Source organism: Enterobacter sp. SM3 (assembly GCF_009811935.2).
Lineage (GTDB): Bacteria > Pseudomonadota > Gammaproteobacteria > Enterobacterales > Enterobacteriaceae > Enterobacter > Enterobacter asburiae_D.
On sequence record NZ_CP099971.1, the window covers coordinates 4,529,599 to 4,554,631 of the forward strand.

Here is a 25,033-nt window from a genome sequence, read left to right on the forward strand (position 1 = left end):
ATGTACCAGTTTGTACTGGGAAAAATCTCCACTCTTTGCGCGGACCCGCTGGCGTCAACGCTCGCAGACAGGGCACCTCAGGGCGCCCGACAGGCCTCCTGGCTGGCCGGGAGGACGCTGCTCGCCAGAACGTTATCCCCTCGCCCGCTCCCCGACATCATTTACGGCGAGCAGGGCAAACCGGCCTTTGCGAAGGGGCATCCGCTGTGGTTCAACCTGAGCCACAGCGGTGACGATATCGCCCTGCTGATGAGCGATGAAGGCGAAGTCGGCTGTGATATCGAAGTGATTCGCCCGAGGAAGAACTGGCAGGCGCTGGCTAATGCGGTATTCAGCATGACCGAGCATGATGAGCTGGAGCGTGAAGCGCCCGAGGAACGGCTTTCCGCGTTCTGGCGTATCTGGACGCGGAAAGAAGCGATTGTGAAACAGCGCGGCGGCAGTGCCTGGCAGATTGTCAGCATCGACAGCACCGCGCAGACGCACGCGGTCAGTCAGCTACAGGTCGGATCGCTGAGCCTTGCCGTCTGCACATCGACCCCTTATACCCTGACCCACGAGTCGATTATTCACGTTGGGACGTTCGGGGCAGAAAAATCACTAACACACCCAGAATAATAAACCCGACGCCCACCAGCCCGTGCCAGGAGAAGCGCTCCTCCCAGCCCGGCAGCAGGATCGCGGCGCCCCACACCAGAATATAGCTGAGGCTCAGCAGGGCATAGGCTTTGCTGAGCGCCATACGGTGCAGCGCCAGATACCAGCAGCCCATCGAGGCCACGTACCCCATCAACCCCAGCATCAGCGCACCGGTGCCGGACGAGAAGTGCCACAGCGCGGAAACAAACACCTGGATCTCACTGACCGGTGGCAGTGCCTGCATGGCCTCGCGCAGCAACAGCTGCGCCGCGCTGACTAACAGCACGCTGCATAAGGCCCAGAACGCGCCTTTCACAGGCTCCCTCCTAGCACAATAATCCCAATAATGATGAACCCTACCCCCAGCCAGTGATGCGGCGCGACGTTCTCACGCCAGAACGCCTTCGCCGCCAGCGTCACCCAGACAAAATTGAGGCTCAGCATAGGATAGGCGACGCCGACGGGCAGCCGTTGCAGCACCACCAGCCAGACCAGCATCCCGCTGCCCAGCGCAAGCAGTGCCAGACCCAGCCACAGCGCGATATGCGCCCCACGCCGCCCGGCTTTCGCCGGACGGGTGGCTTGTTTCTGGCACAGCTGCCCCGCGCAGCTGAGCAGGCTTGCCAGTATCAGCCAGATCCAGGTCATCACTTCGGCAGATACTCCAGCACGGCCAGACGCCCCTGAATATAGAGATTGTCCGGCTGCGGTAAATTCGCCTGTGAAATATCGTCGCGTTTTGAGAGCAGCATCACCAGCGACACGCGGCCCTGCTGGCGATGCGTTGCCAGCCACTGCGCGAAGTCGTCCTCACTGACAAAACGATCTTTCACATCGGGGTAATCCAGCCCGTAGCGCAGTTCGCCGCTCTGACCAAACAGGGTGATGTCACTGCGCTTCAGCTCCCACGCCAGGCCCGCGGCCACGCCAACGTTATTGGCCAGCACGAATCGACTCTCCTGCAGCGGCTCGCGCACGGTATCCACCAGCGACTGCGGCTGTTTGGAATCCACAACCAGGTTAGGAATGGCAAAACCAATCAGCAGCGCCAGCCCTGCGGGGCACAGTGCTGCCAGCCACCAGCGCTGCTGGCTCTGCCTGAGCGTAAACCAGCCTACCGCCGCCCAGATAAGGAACGCCACCACCGCACAGAAGACTTTATACAGTTCAACCGACGTCCAGACCGGATGCTTCGACAGTCCCCACGGCGAGACCACCAGCGCCGCCACCACGCCGATAACGCCAAACGCCAGGTTAATCCCGCCGTTAATGCGTAACGCTTTGGCACCTTTCTCCGCCGCGAGGCAGGCATAGCGGGCCATCAGGATAGCCAGCGGGGCAAAGCACGGCAGGATATAGGTCGGCAGCTTGCCTTTGGCGATGCTGAAGAACAGCAGCGGCATCACCACCCAACCCAGCAGATAGAACCCGCCACCCGCGTTTTGTCGGTCATTCCAGCCGAGGCGAAACGCACCGGGCAAAAGCGCCAGCCACGGCAGGCTGCCCGCGATCAGGAACGGTATGTAGTACCAGAACGGGGCTTTGTGCTGCGCGTCGCTCTGGGCAAAACGCTGAATATGCTCAACCCAGAAGAAGTAACGCCAGAAGTCAGGCTCACGCTGCGCAATAGCCAGTCCCCATGGCAGAACAATCAGCACGCAGCTCAGGATCGCGAGCCAGCCAAAAATCAGCACCTCTTTCCAGCGCTTCTGGGCAATTACCCACGGCAGCACGCCAATCACCGGTACCGCCAGCGCCAGGAAGCCTTTGGTCATCACCCCCATCCCGCAGGCCAGCCCAAGCAGCACATAGCCACCCGCTTTTCCGGCAACGGTTTGGGCCTGTGACGCCAGCCAGAAGCTGCACATCGCCGCCACCAGCCACAGGGTGATGATAGGATCCAGCACCGCATACGTGCCGATGCCATACACCAGGAACAGGGTCAGGAAGATAAGACCGGAGAAAATGGCTGTCCGCTTATCTCGCCAGAGACGCCAGGCCATCCAGATGACCAGCAGCGCCGCTAACCCGGTGGAGAATATGGACCCGGCGCGCACGGCGAGGTTGGTGTGCCCGAACAGCAACTGCCCGATGCTGTTGATCCAGTAGCCAGCAATCGGTTTTTCAAAATAACGCAGCCCCATAAAATGCGGGACAACCCAGTCTCCGGATGCCAGCATTTCGCGGCTGATTTCCGCATAGCGCGTTTCATCAGGCTGCCAGAGCAGACGAATATCGACCGGAATGAGGTAGTAAACGATAAACAGTGCGAGAAGCGCTAAGCCATAACGGGCTGTTTTCATGGGACCGGACTCACGGTTTGTTGATAGCCAAGCCAGCCTTCCCGGCCAGCCATTTCATTGCGTACGACTTTGCCCACGGGCAGGGTGCTGAGGTCGTCCGGCAGCAGCTCGCTCAACGGGCAAAATTCAATACCCTCCTGAGCGGCCATCGTCAGCAGTTCATCGAAATCATGCTGATACGCAATCCCTTCCACTTCGGCATGGATGGTATACACCGGCGTGCCGGCGTCACGATGGATGCGGTCCAGAATGTAGCGATTGAACTCATCCGCCTTCACCTCGCGCCCGACCACTTCATCCCAGGTGGGAAGCGTGACCGGAATTTGCACCGTTCCGTAGCGATTTTCGCCTAACAGCGGCAAAAAGGGCCCGGTTCCGCGGCAGTCGCTGTTGTAGCGAAACGCAAAGGCTTCTTTGGCCTTCACGACGCGCTGATCCGCACGCCATCCCGCCACGGCGGAGCAGCGCACGGGCTGACCGGTAATGGCCTCCAGCTCCAGCATCCCACGCTCGACCTCACGGGACAGACGCGGGATATCCCAGACGCCCGCCCAGGCTTGCCAGGCATGATGATCCCAGGCATGCAGGCCGACCTCATGTAGCCGGGCCGCCTCACGGATAACGGCTTCATTACCCGCGCCGATGCGTCTGCCGGGCCAGGCGGTGCCGGCCAGCAAAATATCCCAGCCGTAGAGGGATGCTGCGCGCGAGCGCAGCATTTTGAACAGAAATGCCGGTTTAACCAGACGCCATAAATGGCGTCCCATGTTGTCAGGCCCCACGCTGAAGAAAATGCTGGAACGCACACCGTGCTTGCTCAGCAGTTCCAGCAGTTTGGGTACGCCGTCACGCGTTCCCCTGAAGGTGTCGACATCAATGCGTAAACCGACTTTTTTCATGAGTCCTGTTCCGACAGCTCCACGGTGCGCAGGAAGAAATCGAGCGTCTCATCAATGGTCTGCTCCATTTTCACCGTCGGCGTCCAGTTCAGGCAGCGCTTCGCGTTGCGAATGCTTGGCTTACGGTGCTCAACGTCCTGGTAGCCCTTACCATAGTAGCTGCTGCTTTCCACTTCGCGGAAACCGGCAAACGGCGGGAATTTATCGCGCAGCGGATGACGCTCAAAGCTGGCCAGCAGCATCTCGGCCAGCTCGCGAATGCTCGCTTCGTTGTCCGGGTTACCGATGTTGATGATTTCACCGTTGCAGCGATTATCTTTGTTTTCGATGATGCGGAACAGCGCTTCGATACCGTCGCTGATATCCGTAAAGCAGCGTTTCTGTTTCCCGCCTTCGATAAGCTTAATTGGCGAGCCTTCCACCAGGTTCAGGATCAGCTGGGTGATCGCACGGGAGCTGCCGATACGCGCCGCGTTCAGGTTATCCAGACGCGGGCCCATCCAGTTGAACGGACGGAACAGGGTAAAGCGCAGGCCTTCTTTCTCTCCGTAGGCCCAAATCACGCGGTCCAGCAGCTGTTTGGAGACGGAGTAAATCCAGCGCTGTTTGTTGATCGGCCCGACCACCAGGTTGGAGGTGTCTTCATCGAAGTTCTTATCGGTACACATGCCGTACACTTCAGAGGTGGACGGGAAGATGATGCGCTTGTCGTATTTCACGCAGTCGCGGATGATCTTCAGGTTCTCTTCGAAGTCCAGTTCGAACACGCGAAGCGGGTTACGGGTGTACTCAATCGGGGTGGCAATGGCGACCAGCGGCAGCACCACGTCGCATTTTTTAATGTGGTATTCGATCCACTCGGAATGGATGCTGATGTCCCCTTCCACGAAGTGGAAACGCGGGTTGTTGAGGAAACGGCTGATGGCGTCAGAGCCGATATCCAGACCGTAGATTTCATAGTTATCGTCTTTGAGCAGACGTTCAGTCAGGTGGTTACCGATAAAACCGTTCACGCCGAGGATCAGCACGCGGGTACGGCGTTTGATGGCAACAACCGGTGCGCTGGTGATCAGCGCCCCGGCCACCAGACCCAGAGACTGCGCCAGCTGCGTGCCCTGAACGTACAGGCCGTTGTCGGTTTGTCCGGTGACGATCTCCAGCGCCTGCTCGCCGCAGCTCACAATCAGCGGAGAGACAGAGACGACGGTGCCCGGTTTGGCGGCAGGGATGTCGTCACGCACGCGGGATTTCCAGACGATAAATTTGCTTACGCCAGCAAAGCTATACGCGCCCGGCCACGGGTCGGTCACGGCACGCACCAGGTTGTGCAGCTGGCGGGCGGGCTTGTTCCAGTCCAGACGACCATCTTCCGGCGTGCGGCGGCCAAAGCAGCTTGCCTTGCTCTCATCCTGCGCGGTCTCGCTGAAGGTGCCGTTGAGGATGCCTGGAAGGGCATCACGCAGCAGCGTCTGTGCCGTCGCATTCAGCTTTTGATGCAGCTGGAGCGCCGTTTCGTCCGCATCAATAGCGACCTTCTGCTGTGCCACGATAGCGCCCGCATCCGCACGGCGCACCATGCGGTGCAGCGTCACGCCCGTTTCCGTTTCACCGTTCACCAGCACCCAGTTCAGCGGGGCGCGGCCACGGTAGGCTGGCAGCAGAGAGCCGTGAAGATTAAAGGCGCCTTTTGCGGCCAGACCTAAGATCTCGTCGGAGAGCAGGTTGCGATAGTAGAACGAGAAGATCACGTCAGGCGCGAGCGCGCGGATGCGATCCACCCACAGCGGGTGGTTTACGTCGTCCGGCGCGTAAACCGGGATCCCACGCTCGGCGGCGATACGCGCCACAGAGCCGAAAAAGTTATTCTCTCCGGCCGTGTCCGGATGGGTAAAAATTGCCGCAATGTCATAGCCCGCTTCCAGCAGGGCCAGCGTGCCCGTGCACCCCATATCGTGATAGGCAAATACAACAGCTTTCATGGGTGAATTTCCTCTTGAGATGCTTTGTGTTCCTGACGGACAACACTTTGAATAAAGTAGCGCGGACGCGCGCGAACATCGTTATAAATACGGCCAATGTATTCACCGAGAAGGCCCATCCCGACAAACTGGGCGCCGATGAACATAAACAGCACGGCAAAGAGCATGAAGACACCTTCCGCCGCCCACTGCGGGCCAAAGACCAGTCGCAGTACCACCAGCAGGACGGACAGCGCAAACCCGGCCACGGCGATGATGCTGCCGAACACGCTCAGCAGACGCAGCGGTGTGGTGGTCAGGCAGGTGATGAGGTCATACATCAGGTTGATGAGACGCATAAAGCTGTACTTCGATTCCCCGTGCTCGCGCTCGGCGTGCAGAACCGGAATTTCCGTTGCCTTACGGGCAAAGGTGTTGGCGAGGATCGGAATAAAGGTGCTGCGCTCATGGCAATGCAGCATGGCGTCGACAATATGGCGGCGGTAGGCGCGCAGCATGCAGCCGTAATCGCCCATCGCTTTGCCGGTCGTGCGCTGAATCAGTCGGTTAATCGTGCGTGAGGCCAGCTTGCGGAACAGGCTGTCCTGACGGTTCTGGCGAACGGTGCCAACCACGTCATAGCCTTCATCGGCTTTGGCGACCAGGCGCGGGATCTCTTCCGGCGGGTTTTGCAGGTCAGCGTCCAGGGTGATGATCAGATCGCCCGTGACGTGGCTAAACCCCGCCATAATCGCCGAGTGCTGGCCGTAGTTGCGGTTGAGCAGCACGGCCACAATGTGGCTGCCTTCAGCCTGCGCGGCCTCGGTCAGCATCAGCGCGGAATTATCGCTACTGCCGTCATCCACCAGCAGAATTTCGTAGGCCTTGCCCATCGTGTCGCAGGCGGCCGTTGTACGGCGGATCAGTTCGGGCAGGCTCTCCTGCTCGTTATAAACCGGGATGACCACGGAAACTTTTTGTACGGGCGGTGCACTGAACATATCAATGTCCTGCAAGCTGATGGAGTGCGGTAATGACACGGGTTGTGTCGTCATGAGTCATATCCGGGAAAAGAGGGAGGGAACAAATACGCGCGCTATTCCATTCAGAATTCGGGAGCGATACATCAGGAAAACGCTCGCGGTAGTATTTTTGGGTGTGCGCCGCGCGGAAGTGGAGGCCGGTACCGATGCCTTTCTCTTTCAGCGCCGCCATCAGGTTGTCGCGGGAAATTCCACAGCGCGCTTCATCAACGCGAATAATAAACAGGTGCCAGGCGTGCACGTGCGGCCATGACGGAATGGTGAGCGGCTGGAACGGCGTATCGGCAAGCTCCCGCAGGTAGCGTTCGGCGATTTCCTGGCGGCGCCTGTTGGCCTCTTTCAGCTTGCCTAACTGCACCAGCGCCAGCGCGGCGTTGATGTCCGCCAGGTTGTATTTATAGCCCGGCGCGATCACTTCCGCCTGCGGCGCACGACCGTGCGTCTGGCGGTCATAGGCATCTACGCCCAGACCATGGAATTTCAAACTGCGGATCCGCTGCGCCAGCTGGGCATTATCCGTGACGACTAAGCCCCCTTCCGCGCAGGTCATATTTTTAATGGCGTGGAAGGAAAAAATCGCCGTCCCTTTCCAGCCCACATGACGGTTCTTGTAGTACGTTCCGGCGGCATGGGCCGCATCTTCAATAACCGGAATACCGTGACGTTCGCCGATGGCATGAATAGCGTCGATTTCACACGGCGCGCCGGCATAATGAACGGGAATAATGGCTTTGGTACGTGGGGTAATGGCGGCTTCAACGGCTTCTGGCGTCACCATTAATGTATCTTTGTCCACATCGATCATGACCGGCGTGGCGCCCAGCAGTACGATCATATTCAGCGTGGACACCCAGGTCTGGGAAGGGGTAATAACTTCATCGCCCGGGCCAATATCCAGCGCCATCAGCGTGACGTGCATACCCGCGGTAGCTGAACAGACGGCAATCGCATGCTGATTACCGGTAAGTTGACAGAATGCATCTTCAAGTTCCTGATTCTTAGGCCCCGTGGTGATCCAGCCCGACATCAAAACGTCCTGAAGCGCCGCAATTTCCTCAGCGCCCATCGACGGCCGCGAAAAAGGCAGAAAATCACTCATTATTAATTTCCTTGCAATATAAATGGCATGTTTTTGATATTAACCAAATGCCCGCCCGTTTATTTCAACGAACCATAAACTTATATCAAAGTAGCTCTCTTTCCTTAGGGAAAAATTAAGACAACGTTTGCAACGTTATAAGACAACTAGCAGTTAGTTGAAAAACAACAAGTTAAATTACTATTAAATATTTTTAATGTGACCTTTCGCAACATTTTGAAATGAATTGCTTTAAACCAATCCTCAACAAACAAAAAAAATCCCGGCTATTTCAAAATAATATGAAATAGCCGGGAACTTTTCTTTTTAGTTAATTGTCGCGCTTATTACAGGTTATCTGGAAAGTTTTTCGGTAATTCACTGGCCGCGCAGGCGATAACGCTTTCATTATTTGCACCGCAGTCGCGCACGAAGGTGATAGTGGCAAACTCATCAATCACTTCCGTTGGATACGCCGGGCCCGCATCGCGATAGCTATTCATCAGCGGAATATGGTCGTTCTGGAAGCAGACGGTTTTTTCCGGGTTGTTCATGACCCAGCGTGGGAAGAAGATGGTGCCGTGGAACAGTTTGTCGCCCAGGTTCACAATCAGGCTGACGTCGGTACCGGTTGGCTCGGTCCAGGAAATTTTATAGATGCTTTCCCCTACCCGCACGATGTAAGCCTGCTGATCTTTCACCCAACGGTTGGCCACGAGACCGCTGTGAATACGGTAATCAAGCGTGGTCTCATTTTTTACATAAATCTCGTAGTTCCAGCCGTTATCGTAAGTATAAACAAGGTGTTTGCCAACGAAGCCGCTTAAGTCGTGTTTGTCGAAGGTGTTCATAAGATGTCTCCTTTGTTTTGATGAGACGATCGTACCCCTTCAAAAAATGAATGAATAACGCTATGTTTTAATCAAAGTCATCCAAATTTTAGATAAATTATGCACAAGACGACGCTGGAACAATGGTCCTTACTGGCGAAGGTGGTTGAGGCGGGCAGCTTTGCCAAAGCCGCGGAAGAAACCCACCGCAGCCAGTCCTCGGTGAGCTATAACCTGTCGCTGCTGCAGGAGCGGCTGGGCGTGGCGCTGCTGGTGCCAGAGGGGCGACGGGCGGTGTTAACCCCGGCCGGAGAACTGCTTCTCAACCAGGTTAAACCGCTGCTAAAAGCATTTTCGTACGTTGAGACGCGCGCAGCGACCCTTCGCAACGGGATGCGCACGCGGTTGGATCTGGTCGTGGACTCCATTTTCCCACGCCGCCGCCTGTTCGCCATCCTGCGTCAGTTCCAGCAGCAGTATCCGCAGACCCAGGTACGACTCACCGAGGTGCTGGAAAATACCCGCGCCGACGCCATTAACGACGAAGCCGATGTGATGATCTTAACCCGCCGCCAGGACATTACCGGGCTCGGCGAATGGCTGATGAATATCGACTTTGTTGCCGTGGCCCATCACCAGCATCCCCTCTTTCACCTCGACGCGCCGCTAAATGATGAGATGCTGCGCCCGTGGCCGCTTATCCAGATTGCGGACAGCCAGCCCGCCGCGCGTGCTGCCGGCGAGTCGTGGACCTTCTCCACCATCGATGCCGCCATTGAGGCCGTCGTCTCTCAGGTCGGCTACGGCTGGCTGCCAGAGGAACGCATCCAGACCCAGCTGGATCAGGGCGTACTGAAACGCCTGCCGCTGAGCCACGGTGCGCGCAGGGCAACGCCGCTTCACCTGATCGTTAAGCGCTCCCTCGCCCCGCTTGATGAGCAGGTTGAGACGCTGTTACGCCTTTTTAGCCAGGAGCCGTCATCCTCACCTGCTACGCTTTAAGGTTCGAACGTTTAAACGATAAGGAGCAGATGATGAAAATCGACTTTGCGGGGAAAGTGGCGCTGGTGACCGCCTCAACTGGCGGGATCGGGTTCGCCATTGCCAGAGGTCTGGCAGAAAGCGGTGCGGAAGTGATCGTCAATGGTCGCAGCACGGAATCGGTGAATAAAGGCATTCAGCAGCTACAGCAGGTGGTGCCGGGCGTGCAGGTGCGTGCCGCGATTGCCGATCTCAGCACGGCGGAAGGGGTCGAATCGCTTCTGAAGGTGGCGAATAACGTCGATATCCTGGTCAACAACGCTGGGATTTACGGTCCGCAGGATTTCTATGCCACCGACGATGAGACCTGGGAGCGTTACTGGCAGACCAACGTGATGTCCGGCGTGCGTCTGTCCCGCGCCCTGCTGCCGGGTATGGTGCAGAAAGGCTGGGGACGTGTGGTGTTTATCTCCTCCGAGTCGGCCTGCAATATCCCGGCGGATATGATCCACTACGGCGTGACTAAAACGGCGCAGCTCTCGCTGGCGCGCGGGCTGGCGAAGTTCGTGGCGGGAAGCGGCGTGACGGTCAACAGCGTACTGCCAGGCCCGACGATGTCAGACGGTTTCGCAGAGATGATGAAAGATGAAATCGAAAAAACCGGCAAATCGCTGGAGCAGCTGGCAAAAGAGTTTGTGATGGCCAACCGCCCCAGCTCGGTTATCCAGCGCGCGGCCACGGTTGAAGAGGTGGCCAATATGGTGATTTATGTCTGTTCGCCACAGGCCTCCGCCACCTCGGGCGCGGCGCTTCGCGTCGACGGCGGCGTCGTGGATGACATCATCTGACGGTGTCAGGCCGCACTGCCTGCAACCCGACGGGCGGTAATGAAGTGCGCCTGCCAGTAATCATCAGTCAGGGTTGAGACCGTTACCCCCTGGCTGCTTGAGGCATGAATAAACTGGCTATTGCCAATATAAACGCCGACGTGCTTGCGGTTCGGGCCGGTCTGGAAGAAGACCAGATCGCCGGCTCTCAGACGGTATTGCGCGACCTGCACGCCGCGATGGATCTGTTCACTCGTCGTGCGCGGCAAATTAAGATGCGCCGCATCGGTGAACAGGTGCTGCACGAGCGCGGAGCAATCCACCCCGCGATGCGTGGTTCCGCCCCACCGGTACTGGGTGCCTTTCCACTTCTGATATTGTTCGAGAATGCGCGAGCGCAGCGGGCCGGTTTCCGGATGCAGCAGCGCAGATTTCGCCGGTGATACTGCCAGCTCTCTGTTCATCGATAGCATCGATGCTGGCAGTTGAAAGCTGAACGCGGAAAACGAAGCAAAACTTAACGTGAGGATTGAAATAAGCGATCTAAGAGTCATATCAAGAAAGAAGTAGTGAGTGAGTTTTTCCTTACCTGTGGGGCCCAATGGTTCCCCGAAATATCTTGCGATGTGGCGATAATATAGACAGTTCGTTTTTTCACCAATCCTTATCGAGGCCAAAAATGGACTCACTTTGAGATCGCAAGATCGAGAAAAAAATGGTGGCGATATAAGGACTGTCCAGCTAAAGCAGGTAAACTGATCCGCAGAATGTGTATTTCAGCTAAGACGTATTTATGACCAATATGATTGCCGACGAGACGGTGGCAAAATCCAGCGTGCTCTCTGTCTTTGACTTTGACGGGACATTAACGCACCACGACAGCTTTATTCCTTTCCTGCGTTTTGCCTTCGGTAAACGTTACTTCGCGGGCCGCCTGGTGCGTATGGCGCTGCCCACGCTCCACTGCGTGCGCCGCAAGCTGACGCGCGATGAGCTGAAGGAAGTGCTGATTAAAACGTTCCTGACGGGCGTGGATGAACACTGGCTGCGCCAGCAGGCGGAAGCCTTTTGCGAAAAATACTGGAACAAGCTGATGCGCCCCGAAGGGGTTCTGGCAGTGGCGGCTGAGGTGAACTCCGGTGCGGAGGTGACCATCTGTTCCGCGTCCCCGGCGCTGGTGCTCCAGCCGTGGGCTGATAAGCTCGGCATTAAGCTGATTGGCACGCAGCTGGAAGTGAAAGACGGCAAGCTGACAGGGCGCATCACGGGCAATAACTGCCGCTGCGCCCAGAAGGTGGCAAGGCTGGAAAAAGTGTATGGCGATCTGAACGCCTATCACCTGCGCGCCTGGGGAGATACCCGCGGCGACCACGAGCTGCTGGCGGCGGCGCAGGATCCGCACTGGCGGCACTTCCATCACCCGCGCAAGCGCCGGAATTCACCCATCAAGTAGCCTTTTTGCCGGGTGGCGGCTGCGCCTTACCCGGCCTACATTCGAACAGTAGGCCCGGTAAGCGAAGCGCCACCGGGCGGTGTATCAGGCCTCACGTTTCCCCGGGAACATCACGCTCGCAATAATCCCCAGCGCCAGCACGCCTAATACCACAAACAGGCTGGCCGTCGCGCCAATGCTGTAACCGTGATGCCAGAAGTGGTCGGTGGCATTTAACCCCAGCTTGAACGCCACGAAGAACAGCAGCAGCACCACGGCTTTCTCGAGATGCACCAGATACTGCTTCAGCGCTTCCAGCACGAAGTAAAGCGTACGCAGGCCGAGAATGGCGAACATCATGGCGCTGTAGATAATCAGCGGTTCGCGGCTCACGGCAATAATGGCCGGCACGGAGTCAAACGCGAACATCACGTCAGAGAGCTCGACGACGGCCACGCAAAGCAGCAGCGGCGTCGCATAGCGCTTCGCCTTCTTAACGCGTCCCACCGTCACGTCCTGGTTTTCCGGTTTTTCGAGCTCCGCATCCACCTCTTTCTGCGTCAGAATAAAGGCATTGCTGCTGATTTTCGGCCAGACAGGATAGAAGCGCTTCACCAGACGATAGGCGAGATGACCCGAGTAATCTTCCACTTCGTCACTCTCTTCATTGCGTTTGAGCATCATCACCGCCGTCCAGCCGACGACCAGCGCGAAGATCACTTCTACGTAAGGCCCCAGGCTTAACAGGCTGGTGCCGATAGCCACAAAGATACCGCGGAAGACAATCGCCCCCAGCACGCCCCAGTAAAGCACGCGGTGACGGTACTTATCCGGCACGCCGAACCAGGCGAAGATCGCCATCATCACAAACAGGTTATCGACGGAGAGCACCTCTTCCAGCGCATAGCCGGTGAGGAACAGGCTCGCCATCTCGGCGCCGTGGTGAACATAGAGGAATCCGGCGAAGGCCATCGCCATCATGACCCAGAAAATGGACCACATCGCCGCGCTTTTCAGCGAGACGGGTTTATCGTGACGGTGCATAAAGAGGTCAATAAACATCGCCCCAACGGCCATCACCACAAAGACAACAACGGTTTCCGTCGGGAAACCGAGATGAGCAGCAGACATACAAAACCCTTTTGGCAGACAAAACACAACACCATGCAAACTGGCGTAAACCAGGAACAGAAAAGGGCGGGCCGTTAATCAGCCTCTTCGCCCTCAAAATCGCAGCCTTCTGGCCGCGCAAGGAGGGGTACTTTACCTTACCCGACGGGGATTGTGCATCTGCCGTTTTAGGCGCTCATGCCGCGCAAACGCTGCAACACCGCCACCAGAACCGCCACGGACCAGCCCACCATCAACGCGCCTACCAGCCCTTCTACGCCCCCGATGAGCCGCCAGTGCTGGGGTAGCGTGACGTCGCCGTATCCTACCGTCGCGTAGCTCACCAGCGAAAAGTAGAAGCTGGTGTTCCAGTCATTAAACGCGTCGATGACAAAATAAAACGCAGCAAACAGTCCGGCCTCAAGGAGGTGGGCGAAGATCATGGAGATGACGATACCGACGTTGCGTAACACGATGCGTACCGCAGAATCGACTTCTAATTTAATGAATTTTAAAACGCCAAACATCCACAGCGAATGGATCACCACGGTGAGGGTAAGCAAAATAATAATACTGAGTAGCTGCATGAAGCGTGCTCGACCAAAAGGAATAAGGCCCCGCGAACGCGGCGGGGCACCTGGTCGAAGGTTAGTTGAAGAGAGAGGAAAAGTTGGTGCAATAATTGCGTTGCGTGATTATTTCTCTGCCAGCGCCTGAGCACACGCCCAGGCACTTGCCCATGCCCACTGGAAGTTGTACCCGCCGAGCCAGCCGGTGACGTCCATCACTTCGCCAATAAAATAGAGCCCCGGCACGTTGCGCGCTTCCATGGTGCGGGACGAGAGCTCATTCGTGTCAACGCCACCCAGCGTCACTTCCGCCGTGCGGTAGCCTTCGGTACCGTTTGGCTGAACGCGCCAGTTTGTCAGGGTTTCCACCAGCATCTCCTGCTCGCGGCTGTTAAGCTGCTTGAGCGACACATCCGGGATCTGCCCCAGCGCCTGCAAACATTCCACCAGACGTTTTGGCAGCTGCATTGCCAGGGTATTTTTCAGGCTTTGATTCGGGTGCGCGGTACGCTGCTCGTTAAGGAACGCGTCGAGATCGCAGTCCGGGAGCAGGTTAACCGTGACGAATTCCCCCGGCTGCCAGTAGCTGGAGATTTGCAGTACCGCCGGGCCGGAGAGGCCGCGATGGGTAAAGAGCAGATTTTCACGGAACACGGTGCCGTCTTCGGCGGTAATGACCGAGGGAACGGACACGCCAGACAGCGTCTGAAGCTGTTCGAGAAGCGGTTTATGCAGCGTGAACGGCACCAGCCCGGCGCGCGTGGGCAAGACTTTCAGACCAAACTGTTCGGCAATCTTATAGCCAAACGGGGAAGCGCCCAGCCCCGGCATGGACAGGCCGCCGCTGGCGATCACCAGGCTGTCTGCGCTGACGGTTTCACCGTTGAGCTGCAGCGTGTAGCCCTGGTCGTCGCGGGCGACTTCCAGCACTTCCGTGCGCAGGCGCATGACCACGCAGCCCTTCTCGCACTCGGCCACTAGCATATCGACAATCTGCTGCGCGGAGTCGTCGCAGAACAGCTGTCCCAGCGTCTTTTCATGCCACGCGATGCCGTGCTTGCCCACCAGGTCGATAAAATCCCACTGGGTATAACGCGCCAGCGCAGATTTACAAAAATGACGGTTTTGGCTCAAATAGGCTGCGGGTTCAACATACAGATTAGTGAAGTTACAGCGCCCGCCGCCGGACATCAGGATTTTACGGCCTGGCTTTTTACCGTTATCCAGCAGCAGCACGCGACGACCCGCCTGTCCGGCCATTGCCGCACAAAACATACCCGCCGCACCGGCGCCAATTACCACGGCATCAAACCTTTCCACGTCAAAACCCTCTTTGTTAACTGCCGCGGATTGTAAAGTTTCCTCTGTGGTCACACCAGCGTAAAAAGATATTACAAAGCCATTCCCTTGAAATTTAAAGAATATCCTTTCAGGCACTTTTCTCAAATCGGGTGGTATGTCAAAAAAAGTCTATATTTCACTTTGCCCGCCGTGCATTTGTCCTGGATAATGCGCCGCGTTCATGTCCTCAAAATGGCGTAACGTCCTATGCTACATTTGTTTGCCGGCCTGGATTTACATACCGGGCTTTTATTATTGCTTGCTCTGGTTTTTGTACTGTTTTACGAAGCGATCAACGGCTTCCACGACACTGCAAACGCAGTAGCGACAGTTATCTACACTCGCGCAATGCGATCGCAGCTTGCGGTTGTTATGGCGGCGGTATTTAACTTTTTTGGTGTCCTCCTGGGCGGACTGAGCGTTGCGTATGCCATTGTGCATATGCTGCCAACGGATCTGCTGCTTAACGTTAGTTCTGGCCATGGCCTTGCTATGGTGTTCTCAATGCTGCTTGCTGCAATTATCTGGAACCTCGGTACCTGGTATTTCGGTCTGCCTGCATCCAGTTCTCACACACTCATCGGCGCGATTATCGGTATCGGGTTAACGAATGCCCTCATGACCGGTACCTCGGTTGTTGATGCGTTAAATATCCCGAAAGTACTGGGGATCTTCGCCTCACTCATCGTCTCCCCTATCGTGGGTCTGGTGGTGGCTGGCGGGCTGATCTTCATCCTGCGTCGTTACTGGAGCAATACCAAAAAACGCTCCCGTATTCACCTGACGCCGGCAGAGCGTGAAAAGAAAGACGGCAAGAAAAAGCCGCCATTCTGGACGCGTATTGCCCTGATCATTTCCGCTATCGGCGTGGCTTTCTCACACGGCGCGAACGATGGTCAGAAAGGCATTGGTCTGGTGATGCTGGTACTGATTGGTGTCGCACCGGCTGGATTCGTGGTTAACATGAATGCTTCCGGCTACGAAATCACCCGTACCCGCGATGCGGTCAACAACGTCGAAACCTACTTCCAGCAGCATCCCGAACTGCTGAAGAAGGCGACCGGCGTTGACCAGCTAATCCCTTCTCCGGAAGCCGGTGCCGCGACTGCGCCAGGCGAGTTCCACTGCCATCCGGCAAACGCGATTAACGCGCTGGAACGTGCGAAAGGCATGCTGGGCAATATCGAAAGCTATGACAAACTGACCGTTGAGCAGCGTGGTCAGCTGCGTCGCATTATGCTGTGCATTTCTGATGTGACGGATAAAGTGGCGAAGCTGCCTGACGTGAATGCTGACGACCAGCGTCTCCTGAAGAAACTGAAAGGCGATATGCTCAACACCATCGAGTACGCGCCAATCTGGATCATCATGGCCGTCGCGCTGGCACTGGGTATCGGTACAATGATTGGCTGGCGTCGTGTGGCGACCACCATCGGCGAGAAGATCGGTAAGAAAGGCATGACCTATGCGCAGGGTATGTCCGCGCAGATGACGGCGGCGGTTTCTATCGGTCTGGCAAGCTATACCGGTATGCCGGTCTCAACTACCCACGTACTCTCCTCGTCCGTGGCAGGTACCATGATTGTTGACGGCGGCGGTCTGCAGCGCAAAACCGTGACCAACATTCTGATGGCCTGGGTGTTCACCCTTCCGGCCTCTATCCTGCTGTCTGGCGGTTTGTACTGGATTTCGCTGAAGCTGATTTAATCGGTTGAAGGCGACAAAAAGCGGGTCAGGAAACTGACCCGCTTTTTTTATGCTCAGTGCCAAATCATCAATGCAATCATACTGACTACGACCAGCCCGCACAGGGCGCTGGTCAAAATGAACTGACGACGCAGGCGCTCGCAGCGACGAATAAACTCTTCATCATGATGATCGCGGTAGCGCTGGTAGTAGATGTATCCCACCAGACGCATCTGCTTGCTGGGCTGTCCATGCGAGGTGAAGAACCCTCCACCGTCCACATACTGATAAAGCAACGGATCGCAACCACGAAGTACCACTAACAGCGCACGTAACGATGAGAAGTAGCGCGCCATATTCACTATGCAAACCACGCATAACGCCCAAAACAATGCGACGGTGCTAATCATACATCCTCCCCGGCGTCCGCCCACGAAGCAAGGCTCCTGAGCTACCGCACCCCAATGCCCTGACAGACAGTTCAGTGAAAGAATGACCAAAAGTCGATCCGGTTCGCGTTTTAATATCCGAACGGCTCATTTAATAGTGTAGGAGATCCGTTAATTTTTTTGCCACAAGGTTAATCGTTATCAACACCAAAGCTTGAAAAATATGTTTAACTGGGCCGTAATGAAAGCATCAGACGACGGCTTTCCCATTTAGTCATCGATAACTTAAGGAAGGAGTAACACTATGGCTTACAAACACATTCTCATCGCGGTAGACCTCTCCCCGGAGAGCAAAGTGCTGGTTGATAAAGCGGTATCCATGGCACGTCCCTACAACGCGAAAGTTTCGCTGATCCACGTTGACGTGAATTACTCCGACCTCTACACCGGTCTGATCGACGTGAATCTTGGCGATATGCAGAAACGCATTTCCGAAGAGACTCACCACGCTCTGAGCGAGCTCTCCACCAACGCGGGTTATCCGATCACCGAAACCCTGAGCGGCAGCGGCGACCTGGGCCAGGTATTGGTTGATGCGATCAAGAAATACGACATGGACCTGGTGGTGTGCGGTCACCATCAGGACTTCTGGAGCAAGCTGATGTCTTCAGCGCGCCAGCTGATTAACACCGTTCACGTGGATATGCTGATTGTTCCACTGCGTGACGAAGAAGACGAGTAAGTGCAAAAAAGCCCGGTGACGCTAACGCTTACCGGGCCTACAAATGGCACTGAACGTAGGCCGGGTAAGGCGAAGCCGCCACCCGGCTTTTTTATTCTGGCGTTCCCGAATAAATATCAAACCGGTGCCCTTTAGTGGTCACCGCATTGGTCGTGGCAACGTCCGCCAGCGGCGGCGCATAGTCCGGGCGCTTTACCACCACCCGTTTCGTTGCAAGCTGACGAGCCGGCTCCAGCAGGCCATCTGCATCTAAATCCGGCCCCACCAGCGACTGAAACACCCGCATCTCTTTCTTCACCAGCGCGCTTTTCTGCTTATGCGGGAACATAGGGTCGAGATAGACCACCTGCGGGCGCGGGGTAATGTCCGTAAGCGCCGTCAGGCTGGAGGCGTGGATCAGCTGTAATCGTTCCTGCAGCCACGGGCCGATTTCCGGGTCCGCATAGCCCCGCGCTAGCCCATCGTCGAGCAGCGCAGCGACCACCGGATTACGCTCCAGCATCCGCACGTGACAGCCGACAGACGCCAGCACAAAGGCATCACGCCCTAATCCCGCCGTGGCATCGACCACGTCCGGAAGATAGCTCCCTTTGATGCCGACCGCTTTAGCCACCGCCTCGCCGCGACCGCCCCCGAACTTGCGCCGGTGCGCCATCGCGCCGCCGACAAAATCGACAAAAATCCCGCCGAGCTTCGGTTCGTCGCGCTTGCGTAATTCAAGGTGCGCTGGAGTCATCACCAGCGCCATCAGGTTTTCTTCATCGTGCTCCAGCCCCCAGCGGGCCGCCAGAACAGATAAGGCGCCGTCTCCGGCGCCCGTTTCATCCACTAAGCAGATCTTCACGTAACAATCAGCCTTTGATCCCGTAATGCTCAAGCATCGCATCCAGCTGCGGCTCGCGGCCGCGGAAGCGTTTGAACAGCACCATTGGCTCTTCAGACCCGCCGCGGGTCAGGATGTTATCGAGGAACGACTGGCCGGTTTCGCGGTTGAAGATCCCCTCTTCTTCGAAGCGAGAGAAGGCATCTGCCGCCAGCACGTCGGCCCACAGGTAGCTGTAGTAACCCGCCGCGTAGCCGCCTGCGAAGATATGGCTGAACGCATGCGGGAAGCGGCCCCAGGTTGGTCCTGGAATAACGGCAACCTGCTTTTTAATCTCGGCGAGGGTTTCAAGGATTTTCGCACCCTGCTCCGGGCTAAACTCCGCGTGCAGACGGAAGTCGAACAGGCCGAACTCCAGCTGACGCAGGATGAACATCGCCGCCTGGTAGTTTTTCGCCGCCAGCATTTTATCCAGCAGCGCTTTCGGCAGCGGTTCGCCGGTCTCATAGTGGCCGGAGATAAACGCCAGCGCGTCCGGCTCCCAGCACCAGTTTTCCATAAACTGGCTTGGCAGCTCGACCGCATCCCACGGCACCCCGCTGATGCCCGCCACGCCTGCGGTTTCGATTCGGGTCAGCATGTGGTGCAGACCGTGACCGAACTCGTGGAACAGGGTGATCACTTCATCGTGGGTGAAGAGCGCCGGTTTGCCGTTCACCGGACGGTTAAAGTTACAGGTCAGGTAGGCGACCGGCTTCTGCAGGGAACCGTCGGCTTTACGCATCTGGCCCACGCAGTCGTCCATCCACGCCCCGCCGCGCTTGTTCTCACGCGCGTAGAGATCGAGGTAGAAGCTGCCGCGCAGTTCGTTTTTCTCGTCATACAGCTCGAAGAAGCGCACGTCCGGGTGCCAGACGTCGATATCGGTACGCTCTTTGGCGGTGATGCCATAGATGCGTTTTACCACCTCGAACAGGCCGTTAACGGCTTTGTTTTCCGGGAAGTACGGGCGCAGCTGCTCGTCGCTGATGCTGTAGAGGTGCTGCTTCTGTTTTTCGCTGTAGTACGCGATATCCCACGGCTGCAGCTCGTCCACGCCGAACTCCGCTTTCGCGAAGGTGCGCAGCTGGGCCAGCTCTTTCTCACCCTGAGGACGGGCGCGTTTCGCCAGATCGGTCAGGAAGTCGAGTACCTGCTGCGGGTTTTCCGCCATTTTGGTGGCGAGGGATTTATCGGCGTAGTTTTCGAAGCCCAGCAGCTGTGCCAGCTCGTGACGCAGGGCAAGGATTTCCGCCATCACCGGGCTGTTGTCCCACTTACCGGCATTCGGCCCCTGATCGGAGGCGCGGGTGCTGTACGCGCGGTACATCTCTTCGCGCAGGGCCTGGTTGTCGCAGTAGGTCATCACCGGCAGATAGCTCGGGATATCCAGCGTTAACAGGAAACCGTCCTGCTCTTTCGCCTCGGCCTGGGCTTTTGCCGCTGCCAGCGCGCTTTCCGGCATACCCGCCAGCTCCGCTTCGTCGGTAATCAGCTTCGTCCAGCCCATGGTGGCGTCGAGCACGTTGTTGCTGTACTGGTTGCCCAGTTCGGACAGGCGCGCGGCAATTTCACCGTAGCGGGTCTGCTTCTCTTTTGGCAAACCGATACCGGACAGCTCAAAGTCACGCAGGGCGTTATCGACCGATTTTTTCTGCGCCGTGTTCAGTTCGGCATAATGGTCGCCGTCGCGCAGGTCGCGGTAGGCTTTGTAGAGACCTTCGTGCTGGCCGACCCAGGTGCTGTACTCAGAGAGCAGCGGCAGGGTCTGTTCGTAGGCTTCGCGCAGTTCCGGACTGTTTTTTACCGAGTTCAGGTGGCTCACCGGGGAGAAGATACGCCCCAGCACGTCGTCCACTTCGGCCAGCGGCTGACACAGATTTTCCCAGGTGTACGGCGCGCCCTGCGCTACCACGCTTTCTACCGCCGCGCGGCAGTTGTCCAGCGATTGCGTAACGGCTGGAACCACATGCTCAGGGAGGATTTTAGAAAACGGCGGCAACGAAAAAGGCGTCAGTAATGGATTGGTCATAAACGCTGTCCTGTTGAAATAGGTGAATGAAGCGCGCATCCGGCGCTGTGCATATGGGATCTAGAATGGGGTTAAGTGTAGAGGATTTCAATGCCAGACGTGGCGGAAAAGCGCCCGGTGGCGCTGCGCTTGCCGGGCCTACGGGTAATCTGCGCCGTTCTGCTGTAAACTGTGGCAAATCGTCAATTCAGCGGAATATCATTACCCATGCTCAGTTATCGCCACAGCTTCCACGCAGGCAACCACGCCGACGTCCTTAAACACACCGTTCAGAGCCTGATCATCGAATCGCTCAAAGAGAAAGAGAAGCCGTTTCTCTATCTGGACACGCACGCGGGCGCGGGCCGTTATCAGCTGAGCGGCGAGCATGCCGAGCGTACCGGTGAATATCTGGAAGGGATTGCCCGCATCTGGCAGCAGGACGATCTGCCTGCCGAGCTGGAGCCGTACATCGGCGTGGTGAATCACTTCAACCGCAACGGCCAGCTGCGCTACTACCCGGGCTCGCCGCTGATTGCACGCCAGCTGCTGCGCGAGCAGGACAGCCTCCAGCTGACCGAGCTGCATCCGAGCGACTTCCCGCTGCTGCGTTCTGAATTCCAGAAAGACAGCCGCGCCCGCGTGGAAAAATCCGACGGATACCAGCAGCTGAAAGCCAAGCTGCCGCCGGTTTCCCGTCGCGGCCTGGTGCTGATCGACCCGCCGTACGAAATCAAAACCGACTATCAGGCGGTGGTGACCGGTATCCACGAAGGCTACAAACGCTTCGCCACCGGGACATACGCCCTGTGGTACCCGGTGGTGCTGCGCGCGCAAATCAAACGCATGATCAAAGACCTGGAAGCGACCGGCATCCGCAAAATCCTGCAGATTGAGCTGGCGGTACGTCCGGACAGCGATCAGCGCGGCATGACCGCCTCCGGGATGATTGTGATCAACCCGCCGTGGAAGCTCGAAGCGCAGATGAACAACGTGCTGCCGTGGCTGCATAAAACGTTGGTGCCAGCGGGTACAGGCCACGCCACCGTCAGTTGGATCGTGCCGGAGTAATCGCAGCCATCGGTGGAAACTATTGATTTCAGGTATACAATCGCGGCAATTCACGATTAAGGACAAAAGCTATGACTAAGCATTATGACTACATCGCAATCGGCGGCGGCAGCGGCGGCATCGCCTCCATCAACCGTGCAGCCATGTACGGCCAGAAGTGCGCGCTGATTGAAGCCAAAGCGCTGGGCGGCACCTGCGTGAACGTGGGTTGTGTACCGAAGAAAGTGATGTGGCATGCGGCGCAGATCCGTGAAGCTATCCATATGTATGGCCCGGACTACGGCTTTGACACCACCATCAACCACTTCGACTGGGACAAGCTGATCGCCAGCCGTACCGCCTACATCGACCGTATTCACACCTCGTACGACAACGTGCTGGGTAAAAATAACGTTGACGTCATCCACGGCTTCGCCCGCTTTGTGGACGCGAAAACGATCGAAGTGAACGGTGAGACGATCACCGCCGATCACATCCTGATCGCCACCGGCGGCCGTCCGAGCCACCCTAATATTCCAGGTGCAGAATACGGTATCGACTCCGACGGTTTCTTTGAGCTGCCTGCCCTGCCTAAACGCGTCGCCATCGTGGGCGCGGGTTACATTGCCGTAGAACTGGCGGGCGTGATTAACGGCCTGGGCGCAGAAGCGCACCTGTTCGTGCGTAAACATGCGCCGCTGCGCAGCTTTGACCCGCTGATCGTCGACACGTTGGTTGAAGTGATGAACGCTGAAGGCCCGACCCTGCAAACCAACGCCGTACCAAAAGCGGTGGTGAAAAATGCGGACGGCAGCCTGACGCTTGAGCTTGAAGATGGTCGCAGCCAGACCGTCGACTGCCTGATCTGGGCGATTGGTCGTGAACCAGCGAACGATAACTTCAACCTCGGCGTGACCGGCGTGAAAACCGACGAAAAAGGCTATATCGTCGTCGATAAATTCCAGAACACCAGCGTACCGGGCATTTATGCGGTCGGCGATAATACCGGAGCGGTTGAGCTGACGCCGGTGGCCGTTGCGGCAGGTCGTCGTCTCTCTGAGCGCCTGTTCAACAACAAGCCGGACGAGCATCTGGATTACAACCTTATCCCAACCGTAGTCTTCAGCCACCCGCCAATCGGCACCGTCGGCTTAACCGAGCCGCAGGCGCGCGAGCAGTATGGCGACGACCAGGTGAAAGTGTATAAATCGGCATTTACCGCGATGTACACCGCCGTGACCTCGCACCGTCAGCCATGCCGCATGAAGCTGGTCTGCGTGGGCCCGGACGAGAAGATTGTCGGTATCCACGGCATCGGCTTCGGCATGGACGAGATCCTGCAGGGCTTCGCCGTGGCGCTGAAGATGGGCGCAACCAAGAAAGACTTCGACAACACGGTGGCAATCCACCCGACGGCCGCGGAAGAGTTTGTGACCATGCGTTAATCCTGATGCCCCTCCCCGGAGGGGCATTTTTTTAACATTCATAAATCGTTGCAAAACGAATGCTCCGAAAATAGTGATCTACTGCACATATCCCTCCCCAACTACCGAAGCGAATGTCTACGCTTATAAGACGCCCGGATAAACCTGTCTTTTGAACACACAACCGGAGGTCCCAATCACCATGTTCAACCAGAAACTACAGGCTACCGAGAACATCGAGTTCGAGATTGCAGAAGAGCTGCGCTACGAGACCGATCCCTGCGAGTTGAAACTGGATGAAATGATTGAGGCGGAGCCGGAACCCGAAATGATCGAGGGGCTACCCGCCTCCGATGCGTTGACGCCCGCAGACCGCTATCTTGAACTGTTCGAGCATGTGCAGTCGTCGCGGCTGTTTGCGGACAGTAAAACCTTCCCCGACTGCGCGCCGAAGATGGATCCGCTGGATATCCTGATCCGCTACCGCAAGGTCAGACGCCACCGGGATTTCGACCTGCGCCAGTTTGTGGAGAACCACTTCTGGATGCCGGAAACGTACGGCACAGAATATGTCTCCGACCCGGGCCTTTCCCTGAAAGAGCACATTGATAACCTGTGGCCGGTGCTGACGCGCGAGCCGCAGGATCATATTCCCTGGTCTTCCCTGCTGGCGCTGCCGCAGGCCTATATCGTCCCCGGCGGGCGATTCAGCGAGACCTACTACTGGGATTCCTATTTCTCCATGCTGGGGCTGGCGGAGAGTGGCCGTAACGATCTGCTTAAATGTATGGCGGACAACTTCGCCTGGCTGATTGAACGCTACGGCCATATCCCCAACGGCAACCGCACCTATTATCTCAGCCGCTCGCAGCCGCCGGTCTTTGCCCTGATGGTGGAGCTGTTCGAGGAGGACGGCGTGCGCGGTGCGAAACGCTATCTGGACCACCTCAAAATGGAGTACGCCTTCTGGATGGACGGCGCGGAGTCGCTGCTGCTTAACCAGGCGTACCGCAGCGCCGTGCGCATGCCGGACGGTTCACTGCTCAACCGCTACTGGGACGACCGCGATACCCCGCGCGACGAATCGTGGATTGAGGACGTGGAAACTGCCCGCCACTCGGGTCGTCCGCCCAACGAGGTGTATCGCGATCTGCGCGCGGGAGCGGCGTCCGGCTGGGATTATTCGTCCCGCTGGCTGCGCGATCCGTCGCGGCTCGCCAGCATCCGCACGACGCAGTTTATCCCCATCGATCTGAACGCCTTCCTGTTCAAGCTGGAAAGCGCTATCGCCAACATCTCGGCGTCGAAAGGAGATAAAGAGACGGCAGAGGCGTTCCGCCAGAAAGCCAACGATCGGCGCGCGGCGGTGAACCGCTATCTGTGGGACGAGGAGAGCGGCTGTTACCGCGATTACGACTGGCGGCGTGAGGAACAGGCGCTGTTCTCGGCAGCCAGCATTGTGCCGCTGTACGTGGGCATGGCGACGCACGAGCAGGCCGAGCGCCTGTCTGATGCGGTCAAAGCGCGGCTGCTGACGCCAGGCGGGATTCTGGCCACCGAGTACGAAACCGGCGAGCAGTGGGATAAACCCAACGGCTGGGCGCCGCTGCAGTGGATGGCGATTCAGGGGTTCAAGCAGTACGGCAACGACTCGCTGGGGGATGAGATCGCCTGGAGCTGGCTGCATACGGTGAACCATTTTTATCAGACGCATCACAAGCTGATTGAGAAGTACCACATCGCCAGCAGTACGCCGCGAGAAGGTGGCGGGGGCGAGTATCCGCTGCAGGATGGTTTCGGCTGGACGAACGGCGTGGTGCGGCGGCTGATTGGGCTGTATGGGGAGCCTTAAGTGGGGT

24 protein-coding genes are annotated in these 25,033 nt (G+C 57.4%); 9 read left to right on the forward strand and 15 right to left on the reverse strand.

The window, feature by feature from the left end:
* Positions 1–618, forward strand: a complete 618-nt coding sequence (gene acpT, locus GVO84_RS21325; RefSeq protein ID WP_159515078.1) for a 4'-phosphopantetheinyl transferase AcpT — start codon at positions 1–3, stop codon at positions 616–618.
* Here the strand turns inward: acpT and arnF are convergent.
* From arnF to GVO84_RS21365, 8 genes are all read right to left on the reverse strand, one after another.
* Positions 566–955, reverse strand: a complete 390-nt coding sequence (arnF, locus tag GVO84_RS21330) for a 4-amino-4-deoxy-L-arabinose-phosphoundecaprenol flippase subunit ArnF (protein ID WP_159515079.1) — start codon at positions 953–955, stop codon at positions 566–568. The two genes, acpT and arnF, sit on opposite strands and share 53 nt — an antisense overlap.
* A complete protein-coding gene (gene arnE / locus GVO84_RS21335) occupies positions 952–1,287 on the reverse strand; it encodes a 4-amino-4-deoxy-L-arabinose-phosphoundecaprenol flippase subunit ArnE (RefSeq protein WP_193941805.1) in 336 nt (111 codons plus the stop codon). The genes arnF and arnE overlap by 4 nt, the downstream gene beginning before the upstream one ends.
* Entirely contained in the window at positions 1,287–2,942 is a 1,656-nt protein-coding gene (gene arnT, locus GVO84_RS21340; RefSeq protein ID WP_159515080.1) for a lipid IV(A) 4-amino-4-deoxy-L-arabinosyltransferase, read from the reverse strand. The genes arnE and arnT overlap by 1 nt, the downstream gene beginning before the upstream one ends.
* On the reverse strand, positions 2,939–3,841 hold the full coding sequence (gene arnD, locus GVO84_RS21345; RefSeq protein ID WP_032662162.1) for a 4-deoxy-4-formamido-L-arabinose-phosphoundecaprenol deformylase: 903 nt from the start codon (positions 3,839–3,841) through the stop codon (positions 2,939–2,941). Before arnD ends, arnT begins: the two co-directional genes overlap by 4 nt.
* Complete coding sequence (gene arnA, locus GVO84_RS21350; protein WP_121426156.1) at positions 3,838–5,820, reverse strand: bifunctional UDP-4-amino-4-deoxy-L-arabinose formyltransferase/UDP-glucuronic acid oxidase ArnA; 1,983 nt, start codon at positions 5,818–5,820, stop codon at positions 3,838–3,840. Before arnA ends, arnD begins: the two co-directional genes overlap by 4 nt.
* A complete protein-coding gene (gene arnC, locus GVO84_RS21355) occupies positions 5,817–6,800 on the reverse strand; it encodes an undecaprenyl-phosphate 4-deoxy-4-formamido-L-arabinose transferase (protein ID WP_159515680.1) in 984 nt (327 codons plus the stop codon). Before arnC ends, arnA begins: the two co-directional genes overlap by 4 nt.
* 1 nt (position 6,801) lies before the next feature.
* Positions 6,802–7,941 carry a UDP-4-amino-4-deoxy-L-arabinose aminotransferase gene (arnB, locus tag GVO84_RS21360; RefSeq protein WP_121426157.1) on the reverse strand — a complete coding sequence of 380 codons (1,140 nt, stop codon included), beginning with the start codon at positions 7,939–7,941 and terminating at the stop codon, positions 6,802–6,804.
* A gap of 326 nt (positions 7,942–8,267) precedes the next feature.
* Positions 8,268–8,771: a phenolic acid decarboxylase gene (locus GVO84_RS21365; protein ID WP_008503103.1), complete on the reverse strand. Its 504-nt coding sequence runs from the start codon at positions 8,769–8,771 to the stop codon at positions 8,268–8,270.
* 99 nt (positions 8,772–8,870) lie between these two features.
* Here GVO84_RS21365 and GVO84_RS21370 point away from each other — a divergent pair, with 99 nt between their 5' ends.
* On the forward strand, positions 8,871–9,752 hold the full coding sequence (locus GVO84_RS21370) for a LysR family transcriptional regulator (protein ID WP_023333740.1): 882 nt from the start codon (positions 8,871–8,873) through the stop codon (positions 9,750–9,752).
* A 32-nt stretch (positions 9,753–9,784) separates the two neighbouring features.
* A complete protein-coding gene (locus tag GVO84_RS21375; RefSeq protein ID WP_047646797.1) occupies positions 9,785–10,579 on the forward strand; it encodes an SDR family NAD(P)-dependent oxidoreductase in 795 nt (264 codons plus the stop codon).
* A 5-nt stretch (positions 10,580–10,584) separates the two neighbouring features.
* Here GVO84_RS21375 and GVO84_RS21380 read toward each other — a convergent pair whose 3' ends face one another.
* Positions 10,585–11,112: an NlpC/P60 family protein gene (locus GVO84_RS21380; RefSeq protein ID WP_159515081.1), complete on the reverse strand. Its 528-nt coding sequence runs from the start codon at positions 11,110–11,112 to the stop codon at positions 10,585–10,587.
* 239 nt (positions 11,113–11,351) lie between these two features.
* Between GVO84_RS21380 and GVO84_RS21385 the strand changes: the two genes are divergently transcribed.
* Positions 11,352–12,011: an HAD family hydrolase gene (locus tag GVO84_RS21385; protein ID WP_023333743.1), complete on the forward strand. Its 660-nt coding sequence runs from the start codon at positions 11,352–11,354 to the stop codon at positions 12,009–12,011.
* An 84-nt stretch (positions 12,012–12,095) separates the two neighbouring features.
* Here the strand turns inward: GVO84_RS21385 and GVO84_RS21390 are convergent, their stop codons facing one another.
* The 3 genes from GVO84_RS21390 to GVO84_RS21400 form a co-directional block, all read right to left on the reverse strand.
* On the reverse strand, positions 12,096–13,121 hold the full coding sequence (locus GVO84_RS21390; protein WP_121426160.1) for a TerC/Alx family metal homeostasis membrane protein: 1,026 nt from the start codon (positions 13,119–13,121) through the stop codon (positions 12,096–12,098).
* A 167-nt stretch (positions 13,122–13,288) separates the two neighbouring features.
* A complete protein-coding gene (locus GVO84_RS21395; RefSeq protein ID WP_023309546.1) occupies positions 13,289–13,687 on the reverse strand; it encodes a potassium channel family protein in 399 nt (132 codons plus the stop codon).
* 108 nt (positions 13,688–13,795) lie between these two features.
* Positions 13,796–14,989 (reverse strand): NAD(P)/FAD-dependent oxidoreductase, encoded by a 1,194-nt coding sequence (locus GVO84_RS21400; protein WP_159515082.1) that lies wholly within the window; start codon positions 14,987–14,989, stop codon positions 13,796–13,798.
* Between the two features lie 228 nt (positions 14,990–15,217).
* Between GVO84_RS21400 and pitA the strand changes: the two genes are divergently transcribed.
* The gene (gene pitA, locus GVO84_RS21405) at positions 15,218–16,717 is read left to right on the forward strand and encodes an inorganic phosphate transporter PitA (RefSeq protein ID WP_159515083.1); all 1,500 of its coding nucleotides are present in this window, start codon (positions 15,218–15,220) and stop codon (positions 16,715–16,717) included.
* A gap of 53 nt (positions 16,718–16,770) precedes the next feature.
* Here pitA and uspB read toward each other — a convergent pair whose 3' ends face one another.
* Positions 16,771–17,106 carry a universal stress protein UspB gene (uspB, locus tag GVO84_RS21410; protein ID WP_003861224.1) on the reverse strand — a complete coding sequence of 112 codons (336 nt, stop codon included), beginning with the start codon at positions 17,104–17,106 and terminating at the stop codon, positions 16,771–16,773.
* A 283-nt stretch (positions 17,107–17,389) separates the two neighbouring features.
* Here uspB and uspA point away from each other — a divergent pair, with 283 nt between their 5' ends.
* The gene (gene uspA, locus GVO84_RS21415; RefSeq protein ID WP_003861223.1) at positions 17,390–17,827 is read left to right on the forward strand and encodes a universal stress protein UspA; all 438 of its coding nucleotides are present in this window, start codon (positions 17,390–17,392) and stop codon (positions 17,825–17,827) included.
* A 91-nt stretch (positions 17,828–17,918) separates the two neighbouring features.
* Here uspA and rsmJ read toward each other — a convergent pair whose 3' ends face one another.
* Both rsmJ and prlC read right to left on the reverse strand, forming a co-directional pair.
* Positions 17,919–18,671: a 16S rRNA (guanine(1516)-N(2))-methyltransferase RsmJ gene (rsmJ, locus tag GVO84_RS21420; RefSeq protein ID WP_159515084.1), complete on the reverse strand. Its 753-nt coding sequence runs from the start codon at positions 18,669–18,671 to the stop codon at positions 17,919–17,921.
* A gap of 7 nt (positions 18,672–18,678) precedes the next feature.
* On the reverse strand, positions 18,679–20,721 hold the full coding sequence (gene prlC / locus GVO84_RS21425; RefSeq protein ID WP_121426166.1) for an oligopeptidase A: 2,043 nt from the start codon (positions 20,719–20,721) through the stop codon (positions 18,679–18,681).
* Positions 20,722–20,928: 207 nt separating this feature from the next.
* Between prlC and GVO84_RS21430 the strand changes: the two genes are divergently transcribed.
* The 3 genes from GVO84_RS21430 (at position 20,929) to GVO84_RS21440 (ending at position 25,026) form a co-directional block, all read left to right on the forward strand.
* The gene (locus GVO84_RS21430; protein WP_023333753.1) at positions 20,929–21,771 is read left to right on the forward strand and encodes a 23S rRNA (adenine(2030)-N(6))-methyltransferase RlmJ; all 843 of its coding nucleotides are present in this window, start codon (positions 20,929–20,931) and stop codon (positions 21,769–21,771) included.
* Positions 21,772–21,842: 71 nt separating this feature from the next.
* On the forward strand, positions 21,843–23,195 hold the full coding sequence (gene gorA / locus GVO84_RS21435; RefSeq protein ID WP_159515085.1) for a glutathione-disulfide reductase: 1,353 nt from the start codon (positions 21,843–21,845) through the stop codon (positions 23,193–23,195).
* A 181-nt stretch (positions 23,196–23,376) separates the two neighbouring features.
* Complete coding sequence (locus GVO84_RS21440) at positions 23,377–25,026, forward strand: alpha,alpha-trehalase (RefSeq protein WP_159515086.1); 1,650 nt, start codon at positions 23,377–23,379, stop codon at positions 25,024–25,026.
* Positions 25,027–25,033: the final 7 nt, after the last annotated feature.